The organism is Actinomyces dentalis DSM 19115, assembly GCF_000429225.1.
GTDB classification, from domain to species: domain Bacteria; phylum Actinomycetota; class Actinomycetes; order Actinomycetales; family Actinomycetaceae; genus Actinomyces; species Actinomyces dentalis.
In genome coordinates this window covers 1-19,531 of record NZ_AUBL01000061.1, presented here as the reverse complement: position 1 = coordinate 19,531, position 19,531 = coordinate 1, and the positions used below count along the sequence as shown (strand labels likewise).

At 76.8% G+C, this 19,531-nt stretch carries 13 protein-coding genes; 7 read left to right on the top strand and 6 right to left on the bottom strand.

Annotated elements, in window-relative coordinates:
- Together G446_RS20655 and G446_RS17765 are read right to left on the bottom strand one after the other, a co-directional pair.
- On the bottom strand, nucleotides 1-632 hold a 632-nt coding region (locus G446_RS20655; RefSeq protein WP_211228298.1), incomplete at its 3' end, for a hypothetical protein.
- Between the two features lie 121 nt (nucleotides 633-753).
- Complete coding sequence (locus tag G446_RS17765) at nucleotides 754-4,725, bottom strand: AAA family ATPase (RefSeq protein ID WP_084779225.1); 3,972 nt, start codon at nucleotides 4,723-4,725, stop codon at nucleotides 754-756.
- A 175-nt stretch (nucleotides 4,726-4,900) separates the two neighbouring features.
- On the opposite strand from G446_RS17765, the gene G446_RS17760 reads away from it, so the two are divergent.
- The 7 genes from G446_RS17760 to G446_RS0112080 all read left to right on the top strand — a co-directional run bounded on the left by G446_RS17760 (nucleotide 4,901) and on the right by G446_RS0112080 (nucleotide 14,770).
- Nucleotides 4,901-6,328 (top strand): sensor histidine kinase, encoded by a 1,428-nt coding sequence (locus G446_RS17760; protein ID WP_245574698.1) that lies wholly within the window; start codon nucleotides 4,901-4,903, stop codon nucleotides 6,326-6,328.
- Nucleotides 6,285-7,271 (top strand): response regulator, encoded by a 987-nt coding sequence (locus G446_RS21365; protein ID WP_051285980.1) that lies wholly within the window; start codon nucleotides 6,285-6,287, stop codon nucleotides 7,269-7,271. The genes G446_RS17760 and G446_RS21365 overlap by 44 nt, the downstream gene beginning before the upstream one ends.
- A gap of 1,212 nt (nucleotides 7,272-8,483) precedes the next feature.
- Nucleotides 8,484-9,188: an ABC transporter ATP-binding protein gene (locus G446_RS0112100; protein ID WP_390884322.1), complete on the top strand. Its 705-nt coding sequence runs from the start codon at nucleotides 8,484-8,486 to the stop codon at nucleotides 9,186-9,188.
- Complete coding sequence (locus tag G446_RS0112095) at nucleotides 9,185-11,017, top strand: hypothetical protein (protein ID WP_245574697.1); 1,833 nt, start codon at nucleotides 9,185-9,187, stop codon at nucleotides 11,015-11,017. The genes G446_RS0112100 and G446_RS0112095 overlap by 4 nt, the downstream gene beginning before the upstream one ends.
- Before the next feature lie 107 nt (nucleotides 11,018-11,124).
- Entirely contained in the window at nucleotides 11,125-12,231 is a 1,107-nt protein-coding gene (locus G446_RS0112090; RefSeq protein WP_245574696.1) for a S41 family peptidase, read from the top strand.
- Nucleotides 12,232-12,493: 262 nt separating this feature from the next.
- Nucleotides 12,494-13,474, top strand: coding sequence for an ABC transporter ATP-binding protein (locus tag G446_RS0112085; protein WP_026410334.1), 981 nt, complete (start codon nucleotides 12,494-12,496; stop codon nucleotides 13,472-13,474).
- A 3-nt stretch (nucleotides 13,475-13,477) separates the two neighbouring features.
- Entirely contained in the window at nucleotides 13,478-14,770 is a 1,293-nt protein-coding gene (locus G446_RS0112080) for an ABC transporter permease (protein ID WP_084779223.1), read from the top strand.
- Nucleotides 14,771-14,862: 92 nt separating this feature from the next.
- Here G446_RS0112080 and ndk read toward each other — a convergent pair whose 3' ends face one another.
- The 4 genes from ndk to G446_RS17750 all read right to left on the bottom strand — a co-directional run bounded on the left by ndk (nucleotide 14,863) and on the right by G446_RS17750 (nucleotide 19,193).
- On the bottom strand, nucleotides 14,863-15,291 hold the full coding sequence (gene ndk / locus G446_RS0112075; RefSeq protein ID WP_026410332.1) for a nucleoside-diphosphate kinase: 429 nt from the start codon (nucleotides 15,289-15,291) through the stop codon (nucleotides 14,863-14,865).
- A gap of 56 nt (nucleotides 15,292-15,347) precedes the next feature.
- A complete protein-coding gene (locus G446_RS18890; RefSeq protein ID WP_051285979.1) occupies nucleotides 15,348-16,244 on the bottom strand; it encodes a PTS sugar transporter subunit IIA domain-containing protein in 897 nt (298 codons plus the stop codon).
- A gap of 4 nt (nucleotides 16,245-16,248) precedes the next feature.
- Nucleotides 16,249-16,932: a dihydroxyacetone kinase subunit DhaL gene (dhaL, locus tag G446_RS0112065; RefSeq protein ID WP_026410331.1), complete on the bottom strand. Its 684-nt coding sequence runs from the start codon at nucleotides 16,930-16,932 to the stop codon at nucleotides 16,249-16,251.
- Between the two features lie 113 nt (nucleotides 16,933-17,045).
- Complete coding sequence (locus G446_RS17750; protein ID WP_156916665.1) at nucleotides 17,046-19,193, bottom strand: bifunctional folylpolyglutamate synthase/dihydrofolate synthase; 2,148 nt, start codon at nucleotides 19,191-19,193, stop codon at nucleotides 17,046-17,048.
- Nucleotides 19,194-19,531 lie beyond the last annotated feature (338 nt).

Here is a 19,531-nt window from a genome sequence, read left to right as displayed (position 1 = left end):
CCCTCCGCCGGGGGCGGGAACGCCGGTGGAAGAGGGGCCGCCGAGACCGGGACCCGGACGACCGCCGGGGACGGGGCGACCGGGGCGACGGCGGGGACGGCCTCGGTGACCGGGGCCGGATCGGTCTGGACGAGAGGAGGGGCGGGGGCCGGATCGGTCTGGACGAGAGGAGGGGCGGGGGCCGGATCGGTCTGGACGAGAGGAGGGGCGGGGGCCGGGGCGACCGGGGCCGGGGCGGTCTGCGCCGGGGCGCCGGCCGGGTCCGGGGAGGAGCCGCTCGGGGAGGGCCGGCCCGGGTGATGGCCCGCCTTCCCGCGCAGCGCGGCGGTGCGGGCCTCGGCCGAGTCCACCGCCTTCTCCGCGGAGTCCATGGCCTTCTCCACGACCTCGACGAGCCCGGAGATGCTCTCCGTGCCCATGTAGGTGGTGGCCTGCTCGTGGGTGATGAACTCCGAGAGCTTCGCGTCCTGGGGGACCACCTGCATGGGCTCGGACTTGTCTCGGGCGACGTCGCGCAGATCGCGCAGCCCGTCCTTCCAGGTGGAGACGGGGTAGCGCTCGGCGATGATGAGGCCGAGCACCACAAGACCGGCAATGAGGACGACGACCAGTGGAAGGAGCACGGTACCCATAACTCGAATTGTGCTCCACCGGAGGCCGATTATCGCCGATCCGGCGGTGTGGTGTTGAACGGTGACGGACGAGTCATCACGGGTTTCAGGGAAACGGGCGTCTTCCATAAGTCGAGACGTCTCAGATCTGCGCCGTCCCGGCCCCCTCGGCCCCGGCCGTTTCCGTCCCGGCCCCCTTCGGCTCGGCCCCGCCCCCGCCGTCCGGGCGCGCGAGCCGCTGGCTGACGGCCTTGGTCACGCCGTCGCGCATGGTGATGCCGTACAGGGCGTCGGCAACCTCCATGGTGCGCTTCTGATGGGTGATGATGATGAGCTGACTGGTCTCGCGCAACTCGGAGAAGATCTCCAGCAGGCGCCCCAGGTTCGTGTCGTCCAGGGCCGCCTCGACCTCGTCCATGACGTAGAAGGGCGAGGGCCGCGCCCTGAAGATCGCGATGAGCAGCGCCACCGCGGCCAGTGACCGCTCCCCGCCGCTCAGCAGCGACAGGCGCTTGACCCTCTTGCCCGCCGGGCGCGCCTCGATCTCGATGCCGGTGGTGAGCATGTCGCCGGGATCGGTGAGCACGAGCCGCCCCTCGCCGCCGGGGAAGAGCCGGTCGAAGACGACCGAGAACTCGCGGGCGGTGTCGGCGTAGGCCCGGGCGAAGACCTCCTGGACGCGGGCGTCGATCTCCTCGACGATGCGCAGCAGGTCCGCCCGGGAGGCCTTGATGTCGGCGAGCTGGGCGGCGAGGAACTGGTGGCGCTGCTCCAGGGCGGCGTGCTCCTCCAGGGCCAGCGGGTTGACCTTGCCCAGGCGGGCCAGATCGCGCCCGGCGCGCGCCAGGCGCCTCTCCTGCTCGGCGCGCACGTACGGCCGCGTCGACGGCTCCCGGCTCCCGGCCCCGACGCCGGAATCGGGCTCGGCCCCCGGCCCGCCGGCCCCGGGATCGGCTCCGGGCCCGGTCCCGCCGGCCCCGGCGTCGCCGGCCCCGACGCCGCCGTCTCCCGGCCCGCCGTCCGGATCGCCGGCCCCGACGACCTCCGGCACGGGCACGTGCGGCCCGTACTCCTCGACGAGGGGGCCGATCTCCATGCCGAGCTCGCTCATGGCGCGCTCGGACAGGGCCTCCAGGCGCGTGCGCTGCTCGGCCCGGGCGACCTCGTCGCGGTGGGCGGCGTCGGTCAGCCGGACCAGCTCGCCGGCCGCCCGGTCGATCTCCTCGCGCGCCCGCGCGGTCGCCGCGAGGGACTCGGCGCGCCCGGCCTCCAGCGCCCGGCGCTCGCCCTGGGCCTGCTCCGCCCAGTCGCGGGCCGCGCGCTGGGCCGCGCGCGCCTGGTCGCGCACGTGCTCGGCGACGGCCAGGCGCGAGCGGCGGCGCTCCTCAGCGCGCTCGGCGGCGGCGCGGGCCTCGCGCTCCCGGCGGGCCGCGGCGCGCAGGGACTCCGAACGGCCCCGGGCGCCGCGCTCGCGCTCCTCGGCGGTGCGCAGGGCCAGGCGCGCCTCCGTCTCGGCGGCCCGGGCCCGGCGGGCCGCGGCGAGGGCGTCCTCGCGCTCGCGCCGGGCCGCGTCGAGGGCGACGTCGTCGGCCTCGGCGCCACCGGTCCGGGAGTCCGCCTCCGCGGCGCCGCCCGCCCGCCCCCCGCCGGCGCGGCCGGTCTCGATCTCGGCCAGGGCGGCGGTGGCGGAGGCGAGCTCGGCGGTGCGCTGGGCCGCCTCCCCCTCGGCGCGCTCGAGCACCCGGCGCGCGCGCCCCGCCTCCTCGTCGGCGGCCCGCACGGCCGAGGTCAGACGCGCGGTCGTCTCGGCCAGGCGGGCGGCCTCGGCATCGGCGGCCCGCAGGGCGGACAGGGCCCGGTCGAGGCGGCGCCGGGCCTCCTCCTCCCGGGCGCGGGCGGACTGCAGGGCGCCGTCGGCCTCGGCCTCGACGGCGGCCGCGGCCTCGGCCCGGGCGGCGGCCGCCTCGTGGGCGGCGGCCAGCTCGAGCACCGAACTGGAGCCCCGGCCGGCGCCGGTCGCCCAGCCGGGGGCGAGGACCTCGCCGTCGCGGGTGGCCGCGCGCGCCCCCGGACGCTCGTCGCGCAGGGCGGCGGCGGCCTCCAGATCGGGGACGACCCAGGCGTCGGCGAGCAGCACCCCGAGCAGGGCCGACAGGTCGCGGTCGCGGGCGCCCACCAGGTCCAGGGCGCGGCGCGCGCCCGCAACGGCTGGCGCGCCCTCGGCGGTTTCGGCGGCGGCGTCGGCACCGTCGCCTTCGACGGTCCGCACGGCGGCGTCCCGGCCGCCTCGCACATCGGCGACCACGAGGCGCAGCGCCCCGGCGTCGGCGGCCCGGGCGCGGGCCAGGGCCCCCACGGCGGCCGCCTCGTCGGTCACGAGGGCGGCCGTGGCGAGCTCGCCCAGGAGGGCGGCGACGGCGTTCTCCCAGCCGCGCTCGACGCTCAGCTCCTGCGCCAGCGGGCCCAGGACGCCGGCCGGCCCGGATTCGGCCAGCTCGGCGGTGGAGTCCTGGGGCCGCAGGGACAGGGCGAGCGCGTCGCGCCGGGCGGTCCAGGTGGCCCGCTCGGAGGCGGCCTCGCGCCGGGCGTCGGTCGCGGCCCCGACGGCGTCGCGCGCCCGGGCGAGGTCGGCCGCGGCCCGCTCGTGGGCGGCGGCGGCGCGCTCGGGCTCCGAGAGCCCGTCCGACGCCGTCCCGGCATCGCCCGCCGTCGGCCCGGCTTCATCCGCGGACCCGGTCCCGTCCGGCGCCGCCGCGCCCGCGGACGCGCCCCCCGCCGCCGTCGGCCCGCCGCCGTCCGCGACGCCGCCGGCGTGCTCCTCCAGGGCCCGGCGCGCCCGCTCGGCGCGCTCGTCGGCGGCGGCCAGGGCGGCGCGCGCCTGATCCAGGGCGGCCAGGGCCGCCTCGTGGCGCGAGCGCGCGGAGGCGACGCGCCCGCCCGCCCGGGCCAGCTTCTCGCGGTGCTCGGCCCGGCGCTGCTGGAGGACCGACAGGGCGCGCTCGGACGCCGTCTCGGCGCTTTCGGCCTCGGCCCGGTGCCGGGACGCCTCGGTCAGGGCCGTGCGGGCGGTCTCAATGGCCCGGGCGAGCCCGGCCTCCTCGACGGCGGCGGTCTCGGCCCGGCGCTCGAGCTCCTCGGGGTCCGTGCCCCGGACGGGGCGGGCGGCGCCGGCCAGGCCGCGCACGCGCTCGGCGGCGACGTCGGCGAGGGCGGAGAAGGACTGGGCGGCCGCCGTGAGCTCCTCCCACACGCTCGTGGCGCGCGCCAGGCGCCGCCCGCTCGTGGCCTCGGCGGCGGTCAGTTCGGCCAGGCGCGAACGCGCCGTCCGCTCGGCCTCCTCGGCCTCGGCCCGACGGCGCGCCAGGAGGGCCTGGTCGGCCTCGCCGGCCTCCAGGAGCGCCTGGGTCTGGGCGACGTCGTCGGCCAGCAGCCGGGCGGTGGCGTCGCGGACCTCGATCTGGATGGTGCGGGCGCGCCGGGCGATGGCGGCCTGGCGGGCGAGCGGCCCGAGCTGGCGGCGCAGCTCGTTGGTCAGGTCGGCCACCCGGGCCAGGTCGGCGGCCATGGACTCGAGCTTGCGCAGGGCGCGCTCCTTGCGGCGGCGGTGCTTGAGGACCCCGGCGGCCTCCTCGATGAAGCCGCGGCGGTCATCGGGCGTGGCGGTGAGGACCTCGTCGAGCCTCCCCTGGCCGACGACGACGTGCATCTGGCGGCCCAGGCCCGTGTCGCTCAGCAGCTCCTGGACGTCCAGGAGGCGGCAGACGGTGCCGTTGATCTGGTACTCCGAGCCGCCCCCGCGGAAGAGGGTGCGGGTGATGGTGACCTCGGTGTAGTCGATCGGCAGGGCGCCGTCGGCGTTGTCGATGGTCAGGGAGACCTCGGCCCGGCCCAGCGCCGGGCGCGAGCCGGCCCCGGCGAAGATGACGTCGGCCATGGACCCGCCGCGCAGGTTCTTGGCCCCCTGCTCGCCCATGACCCAGGTCAGGGCGTCCACGACATTGGACTTGCCCGAGCCGTTGGGGCCGACGACGGCGGTGATGCCCGGCTCCAGGCGCAGGGTCGTCGACGAGGCGAAGGACTTGAAGCCCTTGATCGTCAACGTCTTGAGGTGCACGGGACCACAATATCGGCACCGGGCGCGCCGGTGCGCCGCGCGGCGCTCCCGCCGGTCGCCGGTCCGCCGGCCCGTTGACCCCGGTCCCGGCCGCGCGTCACCGGCCGCCGGTCCGCCGGCCGCCTCTTCCTTCTTCACTGGCCGCCCTCGCGCCGACTGGTCCATGATGACCCCGATGAGCCCGCCCGCCCCCGACGACGACGACCGCGCGACGCGCGCGGCCACCGACTGGCGCGCCGTCGTGCGCGTGCTCGGCCCCCGGGGCGCGGCCTGGTCCCTGCCGCTGGCGGACGTGATCTGGGGGGCCGTCTGCCTGATGGCCGCGATCGCGAGCGCGTCCTTCCTCAGCCGGTTCGGCGTCCACTTCGTCTACGTCGCCGACCTCGTCCTGCACGCCCTCATCGCGTCGGCCCAGCTGCTGCGGCGACGGGCGCTGCGCGCCTCCTTCGTCGTCACCGCCGTCGGCCTGGCCCTGTACGCGCTGCTGACGTACTCCTCCCCCGTGGTCCTGGGCCTGTCCCCCCTGAGCCTGACGGCCCTGACTAGCCTGCACGCCGTCGTCCGGTGGAGCCCCGACGGGCGCTGGAGGCGGGCGGCCCTGGGCGCCGCCCTGGCGGGCGCCGTCCTCAACCCGATCAATATGCTCGCCCTGGGGCGCGCCGCGTCCGCCCCCGGATACCTCGCGCCGGTCCCGGGAGGCGCGGTGCTCATGATCGTGTGCGCCGTGGCGACGGGGGCCTCGGCGGCGGCGGTCCTGATGGTGGCGACCGACGCCCGCCAGCGCCGTCGGCTCGCCGAGGAGCGCGCGCGCCTGGCCGACCGGGAGCGGGACGCCGCGGTGGCCCGCGAGCGCCTGGAGCTGGCCCGGGAGCTGCACGACCTGCTGGGCCACAGCCTCACCGCCATCAAGGTGCAGGCCTCCACCGCCCTGGCGGTGGGCGACCCGCGGGTCCTGCGCCCCGCCCTGGCCGCGGTGGAGCGGACCGCCGGGGCGAGCCTGGAGGAGGTGCGCGAACTGGTGCGCGCCCTGCGGAGCGGGGCCGCGGACGCCTCCGCCGCCCCCGTCGCCGATCTGGCGGACCTGGACCGCGCGATCGGCGCGGCGCGGGCGGCGGGGCTGGATCTGAGTGTCCGGCTGCCGGGCGAGCCGGTGCTGCGCCGGGCGCAGGCCTCCTGGTCGCTCGCCCAGAGGCTGACGGTCCTGCGGGCGGTCCAGGAGGGGCTGACCAATGCGCTGCGCCACGGCGCCGGCAGCGCGCGGCTGAGCATGCGCGTCGGGCCCGGGCGCTGCACGATCGCCGTCCTCAATCCGGCCCCCGGTCCGGGCGCGGGGCCGGCCCCGGGCGCACCGGGCACGGGGCTGGTGGGCCTGAATGAGCGCGTCCGGCTCGTGGGCGGGCGCCTGGAGGCGGGGCCGCACCCGCAGGACGACGGCTCGCCCGGCTTCCGCCTGCTCGCGTCCCTGCCCGTCAACGCCGCCGCGCCCGGCGGGGTCGGGGCCCGGGATGCGGCCGCCGTCGAGGATGCGGGCGCCGTTGAGGAGGGGGCCGCCGTCGAGGATGCGGGCGCCGTTGAGGAGGGGGCCGCCGGTGCGCGCCGGTGAGCCGGGTGGGGCGTGGCGCGTGGTCGTCGTCGACGACCAGGCGCTGGTGGTCTCCGCCTTCGAGATGCTCCTGAACGCCCAGGCGGACCTGGAGGTCGCGGGGAGCGCGGCCGACGGCGCCGCCGCCCTGGCGCTGCTGCGCCGGCTGCGCCTGCGGGGCCGCGGCGCCGACGTCGTCCTCATGGACATACGCATGCCCGTCATGGACGGCGTCGAGGCCATCGGGGCCATGCGCGCCGAGGAGGGGCTGCGCGAGATCCCCGTGCTGGTGCTGACCACCTTCGACGAGGAGGAGCTCGTGCTCGGGGCGCTGCGGGCGGGCGCCCGGGGCTTCCTCCTCAAGGACGCCTCCCCCGGCCTCCTGCTGGAGGCGGTGCGCACCGTCGCCGCGGGCGGGTCCTGGCTCGACCCCGCCGTCACCGGAACGGTCCTGGCCCATCTGGACGACGACGCCCCGCCCGGGCCGGCAGCCGTCCCGGCGTCCGGGCCCGCTGGCGTCCCGGCGCCCGGTCCGGCCGGCACGCCGGCGGAGCGGGGCGCCGTTTCGGAGCCCGGGCCGGCCGACCCGCCGACGCCGGGGGCGGGGCCGGCGGTGGTGCCGGTCGGCTCCGGTGGGTCGGGTGCGGCGCCGGCGGCCCCGGGCGGCGAATCTCCCGCGCGGTCGGAGCCAGGATCGGCTGCGGGGGCGGGACCGATCGCGGGGGCGGCGTGGGCCGCGGGACCGGGCACGGGGCTGGCCGAGCCGGTCACGCTCCGCGAGCGCGAAGTCCTGGCCCTGGTGTGCGAGGGGCTGCCCAACGCCGAGATCGGCGAGCGGCTGCACCTGGCGGAGTCGACCGTCAAGACCCATATCAAGGCGCTCCTGGCCAAGACCGGCAGGCGCAACCGGGTCGAGCTCATTGTGCACGCCTTCCGCCACGGCCTGGTGGATTACCGCCGCTGATGCCCGGCTCCGCCCCGTTCGCCCCGCCGCGGACGCGGGCCGGCGACGGGCGGTCCGGCGGCTCAAAGGGGTGTCCGGCGCGCACTTCTAGCTCCCCCGCTCGCCGTCCCCCATCCCGAAGTGGCGCAATGAGCCCTTCCGGCGGGAAAGAATCCCGGGGGCGTCCGGAAACCGCGCGATGGTGCGGGAGGACGGGTGCGGGGCGGGGGCGCTTCCGCGGTGTCGGGGCGGCGCCGCCGGGCCCGGATGCGCGGCATCGGGGCGGGGCCGGGCGGTGCTGCACATTCGACCGGGACCGGCCAGCGGAGAATCGGCGTAATCATGCGGAAGCGCCCCGACGCTCAACGTCGTTGAAATCCTCCCATGTGCAGAAGGGCCCGTTCTGCACATGGGAGCCCGTGCACTGAAAACCAACATTCTAGTAAGAACCCCGGAATCATGCGGAAAACCCCGAATCGACCCGCGGGGGCGCCCCTCTCCAATGTGCAACACCATCGCACGGCCCGGGAAGGACCCGATTCGCCTGGGAAGAACCCGATCCGCCCGGGAGGGGCCCGGCATGACCCCCACCGGGAACCAGGCCCCGCCCGAACCCCGCGGGAATCACCGCCCCGCTAAGAGACGCGCCCCTCGCCCTGTCACTACTGCGCCCTTCTCCCTCTGCTACGCCTCTTCACCCTCCACTGCACGAGGAAATGGAGCGCAGTGAAGGACGAAGAGGCGTAGCAGACACCGGCCGGGTCCGCAAGATCGCCGGGCGACCCACGAGATCGTCACTTAACCCGCGAGAACGTCTGCTAGGGGTACGTGCTCGCGGGTTAAGTGACGTGCTCGACGGTTAAGTGACGATCTCGCGGAGTGCGTCCGCGAGATCGTAGAGATCCATCGCGGTGCGGGCAAGGGCCACCGCAGCCCGGGCGGTCCGGTCACGAGCGGCGGCCCGCCAGGAGAGAGGGTCGCGGGCGACGGGGCAGTCCGGTCGCGGGCGGCCGGGCGGCCGGGTCGGCGTTCGGGTCGCCACCGGTTCCCGGGCCGCCCCCGGCGCCCGCATCCTCCCTGAGGAGGAGAGCGGGCCCGGGCGGATTCATCCCGGCGGTGTCCCCGCGGGGGATCCGCCCGGCGCGGTGCGGACCGGATGCTGGGGCCATGATGAGCACTTCGACGAGCACGGCCCCGGCGCCGCCCTCCGCGGCGCTTCCAACGGGCCTTCGCATGACGGGCATTGTCAAGTCCTTCGGATCGCAGGAGGTCCTGCGCGGCCTGAACCTGACCGCCCGCCCGGGGCGCGTCTACGCCCTGCTGGGCCCCAACGGCGCGGGCAAGTCGACGACCCTGGCGATCGCCCTGGGTCTCATGCGCGCCGACTCCGGCGCCGTGGAGATCCTGGACGCGCCGTGGACGCGCGAGAGCCTGGAGCACGTGGGCGCCTCGCTCAACGGCCCGGCGCTGTTCCCCCAGCTGTCCGCCCGCCGCAACCTGCTGGTGCACGCCCGCCTGACCGGCACCGACCCCGCCGTCATCGCCCCGCTCCTGGAGCGCGTGGGCCTGGGCGGGGCGGGGCGCAAGCGCGCCGGCTCCTTCTCGACGGGCATGAAGGTGCGCCTGGCCCTGGCGATGGCGCTGCTGACCGACCCGGAGGTCCTCATTCTCGACGAGCCGCAGAACGGCCTGGACCCGCAGGGAATTATCGAGCTGCGCGACCTGCTGCGGGGACTGGCCGACGCCGGGCGCACCGTCGTCGTCTCCAGCCACCAGCTGGGCGAGATGGCGCGCATGGCCGACGACGTCGGCGTCCTCGTGGCGGGGCGCCTGGCCTACGAGGGCCCGCTGTCCGGGCTCGCCCATCCCGACGACGGCCCCGGACTGGAGGCCGCCTACCTGGACCTGGTCACCGGCCGGGGAGCGGGTGCCCGATGAGCGCCGCCGCCCGCACCCGCGGGGATCGGCCCGCCGCCCCCGCCCGCACCCGCGCCGCCCGGCCGCGCGAGACCCGGCCCGCCGCCGCCCGACCGGGGGCGGCGCGCCCGGTCGGGCGGCGGCCCGTCGGGGTCGTCGACGTCCTGCGCGCCGAGCTGCTCCGCTCGCGCCGGACCTTCACGTGGGGCGTCGTCGTCGCCACCCTGGCGCTCGCCGCCTGGGCGATCAACCTGGCCCACTCGCTCACGGCCGCCGGGGTGGTGGGGACGGACTCGCGCTGGGGGGCGGCGAGCGGCGTCCTGGCGTGGATGTCCAACTACCCCGACATGCTCGCCCCGGCTCTGGGGACCCTGGTCGGCGCCATGACGCAGTGGCGCGAGCAGCGGATCCGCGAGGGCGGGACCGCCTGGCGCGGCGTCGCGCCCGGACGCATCGCGATCGGCCGGACCGCGGTCCTGGCCCTGTCCGCCCTGGCCTGCCAGCTCGGGTGGCTCGTGCCCGTCGTCGGCTACGGGCTGGCCTCGGGCGCGGGATGGGGGCCGGTCGGCGACTACCTGGGCTTCGCGCTCCTCATGTGGGTGAGTGTGACGGGGGCGAGCCTGTGGGGGATGCTGGCGGTGCGCCTGATCGGCGCGGGAGCCGTCGGCCTGACCCCGGCGGCGGCCGCCGTGTGGTCGATCGTGGGCGCCGTGCGCGCCGAGGGGCCCACCTGGGCGATCGAGCCGTGGGCCTGGATGGCCCGCTCGACCCTCCCGCTGCTCGGCGTTCACGGCAACGGGGAGAAGCTGGAGGCCGGCGCCGCCGCCTGGCACTACCCCCTGTGGCCCGGGCTGCTCTCCCAGATCGTCATCGCGGGGCTCGCCCTGGCCCTTGTCATCGCCACCGCCGGGCGGGGCGGCGACCGGATCGTCCGGCGCCCGGACCTCCTCCAGCGCCTCTTCCGGCGCACCGGGTCCGGGGCCGGCGCCGAGGAACGGGCCTCGGGCGCGGGGCCAGCGGCCCTCCGGGAAGGGCCGGTCACGGCGAGTCGGGCGACGGGCCCGGGCGCGGGGCCGTCCGCCGCATCCGAGCCGTCCACCGCCCCGGCGCCCGGTTCCGCGGCGGTCTCCCCGCTGATGCCGGCCGCCGCCGTCGGCCCGGGGCCGCGCGGCGCCGTGCGGGCGCTGGCGCCCGTCCTGCCCTGGCGGATCTGGGCGGCGCTGGAGATCCTGCTGCTGGCCATCATCGCCGTGACCCGGGCGGTGTACTCCCCGTCGACGGCCGTGTCCCTGCTCGCCCTGGCCGGGGTGCCCGTGGCGTCGGCCGTCATCGGCATCTCCACCTGGGTCTGCCTGCGCCGGGCGTGGCGGGGGCTGCTCATGCGCGCCGCGCCCGCGCGCCTGACGGCCGCGGCGCTCCTGGCCGCCTGGGGATTCCTGAGCGCGGCGCTCCTGGCCGCCTGGGGCGCGGCCGCCGGCGGCTCGCAGCTGCTGCGCACCGATCCGGACCTGCCGGCCGCAACCGGGAAGGTGTACGTGGCCATGGTCATCCCCTTCGTGGCGCTCATGCTCCTGACCGCGGCGTTCGCCATCGCCCAGGTCTTCGACGTGGCGGCCTCGATCGTCGTCTCCGCCCTCGGCCTGCTGGCGGCCCTGGTCATCGCGGGCAACGAGGTGCTCATGTCCATGTCGAACCTGTGGCTGTCGGCCCCGTGGGGCTGGGCCTCCGTCGCGGGCTCCCATCCCGGCCTGTGGTTGACGGTGGTGGGACTGAGCGTCCTGGTCGCCCTGACGGCCCTGGGCGCGAGCACGGCCTCGGGGCGGCGGGTCGCGGTGCGGTCGGGCGAGTAGTCGGCCCCGCGGAGGAGGAGGCCGCGGCCCCGTCCTCCTGCGGACGGAGGGCGGACCGGTCCCGGCGGCCGATCCGCCCGCCCACCCGCACCGGTCATCATGTGATTATGAACACGCGCCAGCTCGAACCCGCAGGCCCCGCCCGCCCCCGAACTCTCCACCCGATCCTCCGCCAAGCCCTCCCCCGCCTCCCCCGAGTCCGCCCCGCCCGCCGCCCAGTCCGCCGCCGCGCTCCCCCGCCGCGCTCCCCCGCCGCGCCCGCCCTCAAGATCGTCGCCGTCGTCCTCGCCGTCCTGGTCGTGGTCGGCGCCGCCGCCGGGGCCTGGCTCGTCCACTCGATGGGCCCGGCCTTCGGCATCTGGTGGCCCGCGCCGAACCCCCAGTCCTACGGATCGAGGGTCCTGGACCTCATGGACTCGGGCATTCACGCCACCGGCCAGGAGTGGGCCCGGGCCCGCGCCGACGCCGCCGCGCGGATCGAGAGGGCCGCCACCCACGACGAGGTCGACGCGATCCTGACCGACGCCCTCGCGGTCGCCGGCGGCAAGCACTCCTTCATGCTCGACGCCGGCGAGGCCCAGGACCTGGTCGACTCCTACACCGCCCCGACGTCGTCCATGAACGGCTGCGTGCTCACCGTCACGGTCCCGGGATTCGCGGGTACGGCGAAGCAGGGCGAGGAGTACGCCACCACCCTCGCCGACGCCCTGGGCGCCGAGGGCGTGTGCGGCGTGGTGGTGGACCTGCGGGACAACGACGGCGGGGACATGGGGCCCATGCTCGCGGGACTGTCCCCGCTGCTGCCCGACGGCACGGTCACCTCCTTCGTGATCCAGGGGGCCACCAGCGACGTCACCCTCAAGGACGGGGCGATCAGCGGCGGCGGCACGCCGACCTCGGTGGGGGCCCGCGGCAAGCTCGACGTGCCCGTGGCGGTGCTGACCTCGGCGACGACCGCCTCCTCGGGCGAGCAGACGCTCCTCGCCTTCCGCGGACTGGACAATGTCCGGGTCTTCGGCGCCCCGACGAGGGGGTACGCCTCGGTCAACCAGGAGTACCCGCTGTACACGGGGCGCACCATGGTGCTCACCACGGGCACCTCGCAGGCCCGCACCGGCGAGCGGTTCGGGGAGGAGCCGATCGCGCCCGACGTCGAGACCCCGCCGGACGGGGCGCCCGCGGCCGCGGCCGAGTGGATCGCCTCCCGGTCCTGACCCCCGCGGTGCGGCCCGGCGCGGCGGACCCGCCCGGCGACGACGCCGACCGGATCCTCCCCGGCCCCCTCCCCCGCGGAGGGGGCCGCCGCATGCCCCGTGCGCTTCCCGCCCGCTCACGGTTCCCCTCCCCCGCGCCGGGGCCGGCGTCGGGCCGCCCTGGAATACGAGTGGCAAGCACGCTTGACAAGGGCGGCGGTGTCGAGCATGCTTGACTACGTCAAGGGAACTTCACATCCCGTCCGTCGACCCAGGAGTACTCGTGCTGAAGATCACACATCTGTCCAAACGATATGGGAGCCTCCAGGCCCTCGACTCCCTGTCCTTCGACGTGGGCGCCCACGAGCTCGTCGGCTTCGTGGGGGCCAACGGCGCCGGCAAGTCGACCACCATGCGCATCATCATGGGCGTCCTCGAGGGCGACGGCGGAACCGTGACCTGGGACGGCGCGCCGGTGGACGCCGCCGCCCGCCGCCGCATCGGCTACATGCCCGAGGAGCGCGGCCTGTACCCCAAGATGAAGGTCGGCGATCAGCTGACCTACCTCGCCCGACTCCACGGCGCCGACAGGGCCGGGGCCGAGCGCGCCACCCGGGAGTGGACCGAGCGCCTGGGCCTGGCCGAGCGGCGCGGGGACGACGTCCAGAAGCTGTCCCTGGGCAATCAGCAGCGCGTCCAGCTCGCCGCCGCCCTCATCGGCGACCCCGGGCTCCTCATCCTCGACGAGCCCTTCTCGGGTCTGGACCCCGTCGCCGTCGACGTCATGAGCGAGGTGCTGCGCGAGCGCGCCGCCGCCGGGGTCCCCGCGCTGTTCAGCTCCCACCAGCTCGACGTCGTCGAGCGCCTGTGTGACCGCATCGTCATCATCCGCTCCGGCCGCCTCGTCGCCGCCGGCACCATCGAGGAGCTGCGGGCCACCGCCGCGCCGCACTGGCGCGCCGTCGTCGACGTGGACGCCGCCCCCGACGAGGCGGCCGAGTCCGCCCGCGCCGCGCTCGCCGACGCCCCCGACCCGAAGATCTCCGCCGCGCCGCACGACCGCGGCGCCCGCCTGGAGCTGGTGGCGGGCGGGGCCGACGAGCAGGGCCTGCTCCGGGCCGTCGGGCACCTGGGCCGCCCGGGCCGCCTGCGCGAACTGGGCCCGGTGCGCCACTCGCTGACCGAGATCTTCCGGGAGGCCCTGGCCGCCCCCGACGCCGCAGCCGCCACCACCAAGACCGCCACGACCGGGCAGGAGGCCTGAGCCATGTCATCATCCCCCACCGCGCCGCGCCCCGCCGCACCGGCCCCGCAGGGCGCCCCGGGCGCCGCCATGTCGCGGACCGCCGAGATCCGCCTGGTCGCCGGACGCGAGCTGCGCGCCCAGCTGCTCAAGAAGAGCACGCTCATCTCCACCGGCGTCATGCTCGTCCTCGTCATCGGCGTCATCGTCGCCGCCTCCCTGCTCACCGGCGGGAAGGACGAGCCCTACCGCCTGGGCGTCTCCGGCTCCGACGCCGCCGCGGTCGAGCAGCTGCGCCCCGCCCTGGAGCAGGTCGTCGCGTCGAACGGGCTGAACGTCGAGGTCGTCGACCTGTCCGGGAAGGACGCCGCCGCCGCCCTGAACGCCGACGACGAGAGCCCCGAGCACGTGGACATGGACCTCGCCCTGTCCGCCACCCCCACTCTCACGGTCCGCCAGAGCGCCGACGACGCCGTCGTCGCCGGCGTCACCGGCCTCATGCAGCAGCAGGCGCTGTCCTCCATGATCGCCGAGCTGGGCGGCGACCCGAGCACCGTGGCCGGCTCGCTGGAGCAGGCCGCGCCGACGGTCCGGGTCCTGAACCCGGCGACCGAGGACCAGGAGGGGTTCCAGGCGCGCTACGCGGTGTTCATGACCTCGAGCATGATGCTCTACCTCGTCATCCTGATGGGCGGGCAGTTCATCGCCATGGGCGTGGTCGAGGAGAAGTCGAGCCGCATCATCGAGATCCTGCTGGCCTGCGTGCGCCCCACCTCCCTGCTGGCCGGCAAGGTCCTGGGGACGGGGGCGAGCCTCATCCTGTGCTTCGGGCTCGTGGGCACCGCCGGCGCGGTGACCGCCCAGGTCACCGGGGTCATGCCCGACATGGACATCGACCTCAATGCCACGCTCGTGGTCACGCTCGTGTGGATGGTCGTCGGGTACGCGATCTTCTCGGTCCTCTTCGGGGCCGCGGGCGCGCTGGTGAGCCGTCAGGAGGACGTGGCCGGTGCGGTCATGCCGCTGACCGCGCTGTGCGTGCTGCCCTTCATGGCCTCCCTGGCGATGTTCATGGGCGACCCCAAGCAGCTCATCTGGAAGGTGCTGTCCTACATCCCGCCGCTGTCCCCCTACCTCATGCCGGCCCGCCTGGTCTCCGGCGTCTCCAACTGGGTGGAGCAGGGCGTCGCGCTGATCATCGCCCTGGCCGCCCTGCCGCTGCTGGTGCGCGTGTCCGCCACGATCTACACCCGGGCCGTGACCCGCATGGGCTCGCGGGTCCCGCTCAGGCAGGTCCTGTCCCGCAAGAGCGCCTGACCCTCCCCTCCCCGCGCCCGGACGCCCCCGACGTCGGCGGGAATGCCCCGCCCCGCCCGAGGGCGTCCGGGCGGCGGGGCGCCCGGACGCCCTCAGCCGATCTCGGGGAACCAGATGGCGATCTCGCGGGCGGCCGAGTCCCCGCCGTCCGAGCCGTGGACGAGGTTCTGGATGGCGCCCGGCCCCCAGTCCCGCCCCAGGTCCCCGCGGATCGTCCCCGGCGCGGCCGCGGTCGGGTCGGTCGCGCCCATGAGCGAGCGCACCCCCTCCACCACCCGGTGGCCGCTCACCACGACCGCCACCAGCGGCCCGCTCGTCATGTACTCCACGATCGAGGGGTAGAAGGGCTTGTCCACGTGCTCGGCGTAGTGCTCGGCCAGCACCTGCGGGGTGGTGGTCTGGCGGCGCAGGGCGACGAGCTCGTAGCCCTTGGCCTCGATGCGGCGCAGGATCTCGCCGGTCAGGCGCCGCCGGACGGCGTCGGGCTTGATGAGGACGAGGGTGCGGGCGGCGCTGGTCATGGCGCTCCTTCGGATCGGGCCGCCTCGCAGCGGCCTCACGGCGTCTTGCCGGGAGGCTACACGACGCCGCCCAGCAGGCGCTCGACCCGATCGAGGGTCCGCTCCGCGTGCGGCCCCGTCACGGTCACCTCCAGGCGCGTCCGCCCGTGCAGGCCCAGGGCGAGGATCTCCTGCAGCGTCGTCGCCGGGCTGCCCCCCACCCGCATGCGCGCCCGCTCGTCGTCCAGCAGCGCCGCCAGGGCCGCGGCGGGCCGGGCGTGCAGGCCGGCGGGGTCGGTCAGGCGCACGCTGCGGCGGGCCGACGGCGCCCGCTCCCCCGCGCCCCGCGCGCCGCCCGCGCCCCGCGCGCCGCCCGCGCCCAATGCGTCCCGCCCGCCGTTCGCGCCGCGGCCGCGCCCTGCCGGGGCCGGCCAGTCCGCCGCATCCCGCGCCGCGGCCCAGTCCGTCGCCGTCCGCACTGCGGCCCGGGCGCAGGATCCGGCGTCGCCGCCCGCGCGCGCGGCCACCGCCGCCGCCAGGGTGCCGCGCACCACCGGGCAGTCGACGGCCAGGGCGCACCGCCCCTCGGCCGGCCGGGCCTCCTCCTCGACGACGATCTCGGCGACCATGAGCGCGCTGCCCAGGTCCGCGGTGAGCAGGACCTGGTGACCGGCGTCGAGCAGGTCGGCCACGGCCCCGCGCACGGCCCGCGCGTCCGTGCCCAGGTCGTCGTCCAGGCCGCCCACGCCGCGCACGACGACGCCCGGCGCCATCTGCGAGGCGATCTCGGCGACGCCGTCCGCCAAGCGCCGCGAGTGGGAGACGACGACGATCGCGGTGGCGGGCGCGAGGGCCTCAGCGGGCACCGCGGGCGAGAAGGCCCCGGCGGGCGAGAAGGCCCCGGCAGGCCCGGCGGGCGAGAAGGGTCCGGCGGGCCCTGCGGGCGAGAAGGGTCCGGCGGCTCCGACGGGCACCGGCTCAGCCCTCGTCGGCGGCGTCCCGGGACCGCCGCGCGGCGCGGGCGGCCGCCGCGAGGAGAATCGCGGTCGACTCCGCCCCGGGGTCGCGGTGCCCGCGCGAGCGCTCCCCCAGGTAGGAGGCCCGCCCCTTGCGCGCCGTGAGCGGGTCCGTGGCCGCGGCCCCCTCCGCCGCCGCCCGGGCTGCCCGCTCGATCGCCTCGACGGGGCCGAGCCCCTCGTCGGCCGCCAGCCGCGCCGCCCCGGCCGCGAGGTACCAGGCGTCGACCATGGTCTTGTCCCCGGGCTCGGCGCGTCCGCGCGACTGCGCGCCCGCGCAGGCCTCGTGCAGGATGCGGGCGACGCCGGCGGCGTCGATCCGCCCGTCGTCCCCGCCGACCGCCTGAGCGGCGCGCGCGGCGCGCAGGCAGGCGGCCCCCAGCAGCAGGCCGGCCGCCCCGCCCGCCGTCGTGATGAGGGTCGTGGCCACGGTCTTGAGGGCCTCGGCGGGGGTGGCCGGCCCGCGCCCGGAGGCCTGGGCCTCGTCGAGGGCGGCCACGGCGGCGTGCAGGCCGCGATCGAGGTTCTCGCCGTGATCGCCGTCGCCAATGGCGGCGTCGAGCGCCGTCAGCTCCTCGCGCCGCTCCCGCACGGCGTCGGCGGCGAGCCGGGCCCACGCGATGACCCACGCGGCGTCAAAAGGCATGTCGACTCCTTCGGCGGTCGTGCGCGGACCGGACGTCCCCGCCCACCACACGGCATTGTGGCACGCGCGCGCCCCGGCCGCGACGCGGGCCGCGACGACCCGGGCACTCCGCCTCACAGGCGCCCGAACAGGGCCCGGGCCCGCGCCGCCAGGACCACGGAGCCGACGATGAGCACCCCGGAGGCGGTCAGGGGCGCGTCGAAGCCCTCGGACAGGGACACGGCGCGCTCCACCCCGCCGGCCAGGTCCTCGGCGACGACGACCCGGTCCGCCCCGTAGACCTCCCGGGCGATATCCGCCAGGTCCTCCACGTCCATGGCCCGCGGGGAGTCGATGGGGACGACGACGACGGCATCGGTGACCGGCTCGAGGACCGACAGGATGCCCTCGGCGTCCTTGTCCGCCATGACGCCGACGACGGCGACCAGGTGGCGGAAGTCGAAGACCTCCTCCACGGCGCCCACCAGCGCGGACACGCCGTGCGGGTTGTGCCCGGCGTCGACGAGCACGGTGGGGCTGGAGCGCAGGACCTCCAGGCGCCCGGGGCTGGTGACCGAGGCGAAGCCGTCCTCGACGACCTTGGCCGGCAGGGCCCGCCCCCCGAAGACCGCCTCGGCGGCGGCCAGGGCGAGCAGGGCGTTGCGGGCCTGGTAGTCGCCGTGCAGGGGCACGAAGACGTCCTCGTAGACGGCGGCCGCGGTGGCCAGGACGACCATCTGGCCGCCGACGGCGGGGGTGCGGTCGACCACGCGCAGGACCCCGGCCCCCGGCTCGCCGGGGTCCTCCTCGGGGTCGAGCTCGCGGCGCCACACGACGCCGTGCTCCGCCGCGGCCGCGGCGATGACCGCCTGCACCGCCGCGGGCTGGGCGGCGGTGACGAGGGTGGCCCCGTCCTTGATGATCCCCGCCTTGTTGGCGGCGATCTCCTCCAGGGAGTCCCCCAGCCAGGCGCAGTGGTCGCGGCCGACGGGGGTGATGACCTCGACATCGGAGGGCACGACGTTGGTGGAGTCCCAGGTCCCGCCCAGCCCGACCTCCACGACGGCCACGTCGACGGGGTGATCGGCGAAGGCGGCCAGCGCCATGACGGTGAGGACCTCGAAGAAGGACAGGCGCGGCCCGCCGGCGGACTGCGAGCGCTCGTCGACCAGGCGGATGCAGGGGGCGACGTCCTCCCAGGCGGCGATGAAGCCCTCCTCGCTGATGGGTTCGCCGTCCAGGGCGATGCGCTCGCGGATGGTGGCCAGGTGGGGGCTGGTGAAGCGGCCGGTGCGCATGCCGGTGGCGGCCAGGAGCCGTTCGATCATGCGCACGGTGGAGGTCTTGCCGTTGGTGCCCGTGACGTGGACCACCCGGTAGGCGCGCTCGGGGTTGCCGAGCAGGTCGAGGACGGCCTCGACGCGCTCCAGGCTCGGCTGGATCCTGTGCTCGGGGGCGCGGGAGAGGATCTCGGCCTCGATCCGGCGCATGCGCTCGGAGACCTCGACGGCGCGGGCCGCCGCGACCAGGTCCGCCCGGTGCCGATCCGCCGGGCCGCCCGGGCCGTCCGGGCCGTCCGGGCCGGGCGCATCATCCCGGTCGGCCGCAGCGTCCGGCCCGTCGAGGGGGCCGACGCCGTCGCCGTGCGGACCGGGCGCACCGGCCCCGGCCCATCCGGGCGCGCCGTCCGGGCCGGGCGCGGCGGGTCCGTCCGGCAGGACCGGCTCCCAGTCGTTCCAGTCGTCCGACTCGTCCTGGTCGATTTCGGTCAGGAGGGCGTCGAGCTCGTCGAGGTCGCCGGAGGGGATCATATTGGCGGCGACGAGCTCACGCAGGGCCGCCAGGTCCTCGGCCTCCGCCGCGGCCAGGCTCTCGGCGCCGGCGATCCCGGCCCGGCGGGCCCCGGCGATGCTCGACTCATCGCCGGCGCCGTCGTCCGACCCGGCCGCGTCGCTCGCCTCGGCCGCCTCCAGGTAGGGCAGCAGCTCGGGGTCGATGCCCCGCGCGCCGGCCGTCCCGCTCCCGGACCCGGCCCGGGGGGCGCCGTCGCCGAAGACGGCGTCGACGACGGCCTCCCCCGTGGCGCCCTCGGGGATGCCGAAGGCGGCGCCGGGGCGGGGAGCGCGGGCGCCGCCGCACCCGAGATCGTGCTCGTGCCCGCGGTCGCGGTCGTCGTGACCGCGGTCCCGACCATTGCCGCGCCCGCCGCCGTGCACGGAGTCCCGGCCGTGCCCGTGACCGCCGCCGTGCCCGTGACCGTGCTCCTTGTGCCCACTGCCCATGGACGCCCCTCTCGTGTCGTGAACCGGGGGTCAGCCTAGTGACATGTCGCCTCCGCTGTCGGGGTCCGGTGCGGAGTGCTCCGGGCGAGTTCACGGCGGGAAAAGGTGGCCGGCGCGTATCTTTCACCCCCGCTCCGCATCCCTCCCGCCCCGAAGCGGCGCAATGACGCCGCTCTCCATGAGCGCAGGAGCCGTCGCGCACCCGAAAGTCACGCACCCCGCACCGGCCACCTTTTCCCGCCGTCACGCACGGTGACGCCCCGGTCCGGGGTGCGTCTCTTAGTGTGGTGGCAATTCCCGCGGGGCTTCCGCCCGGGGTCGTCGGCACGGGCGGCGGG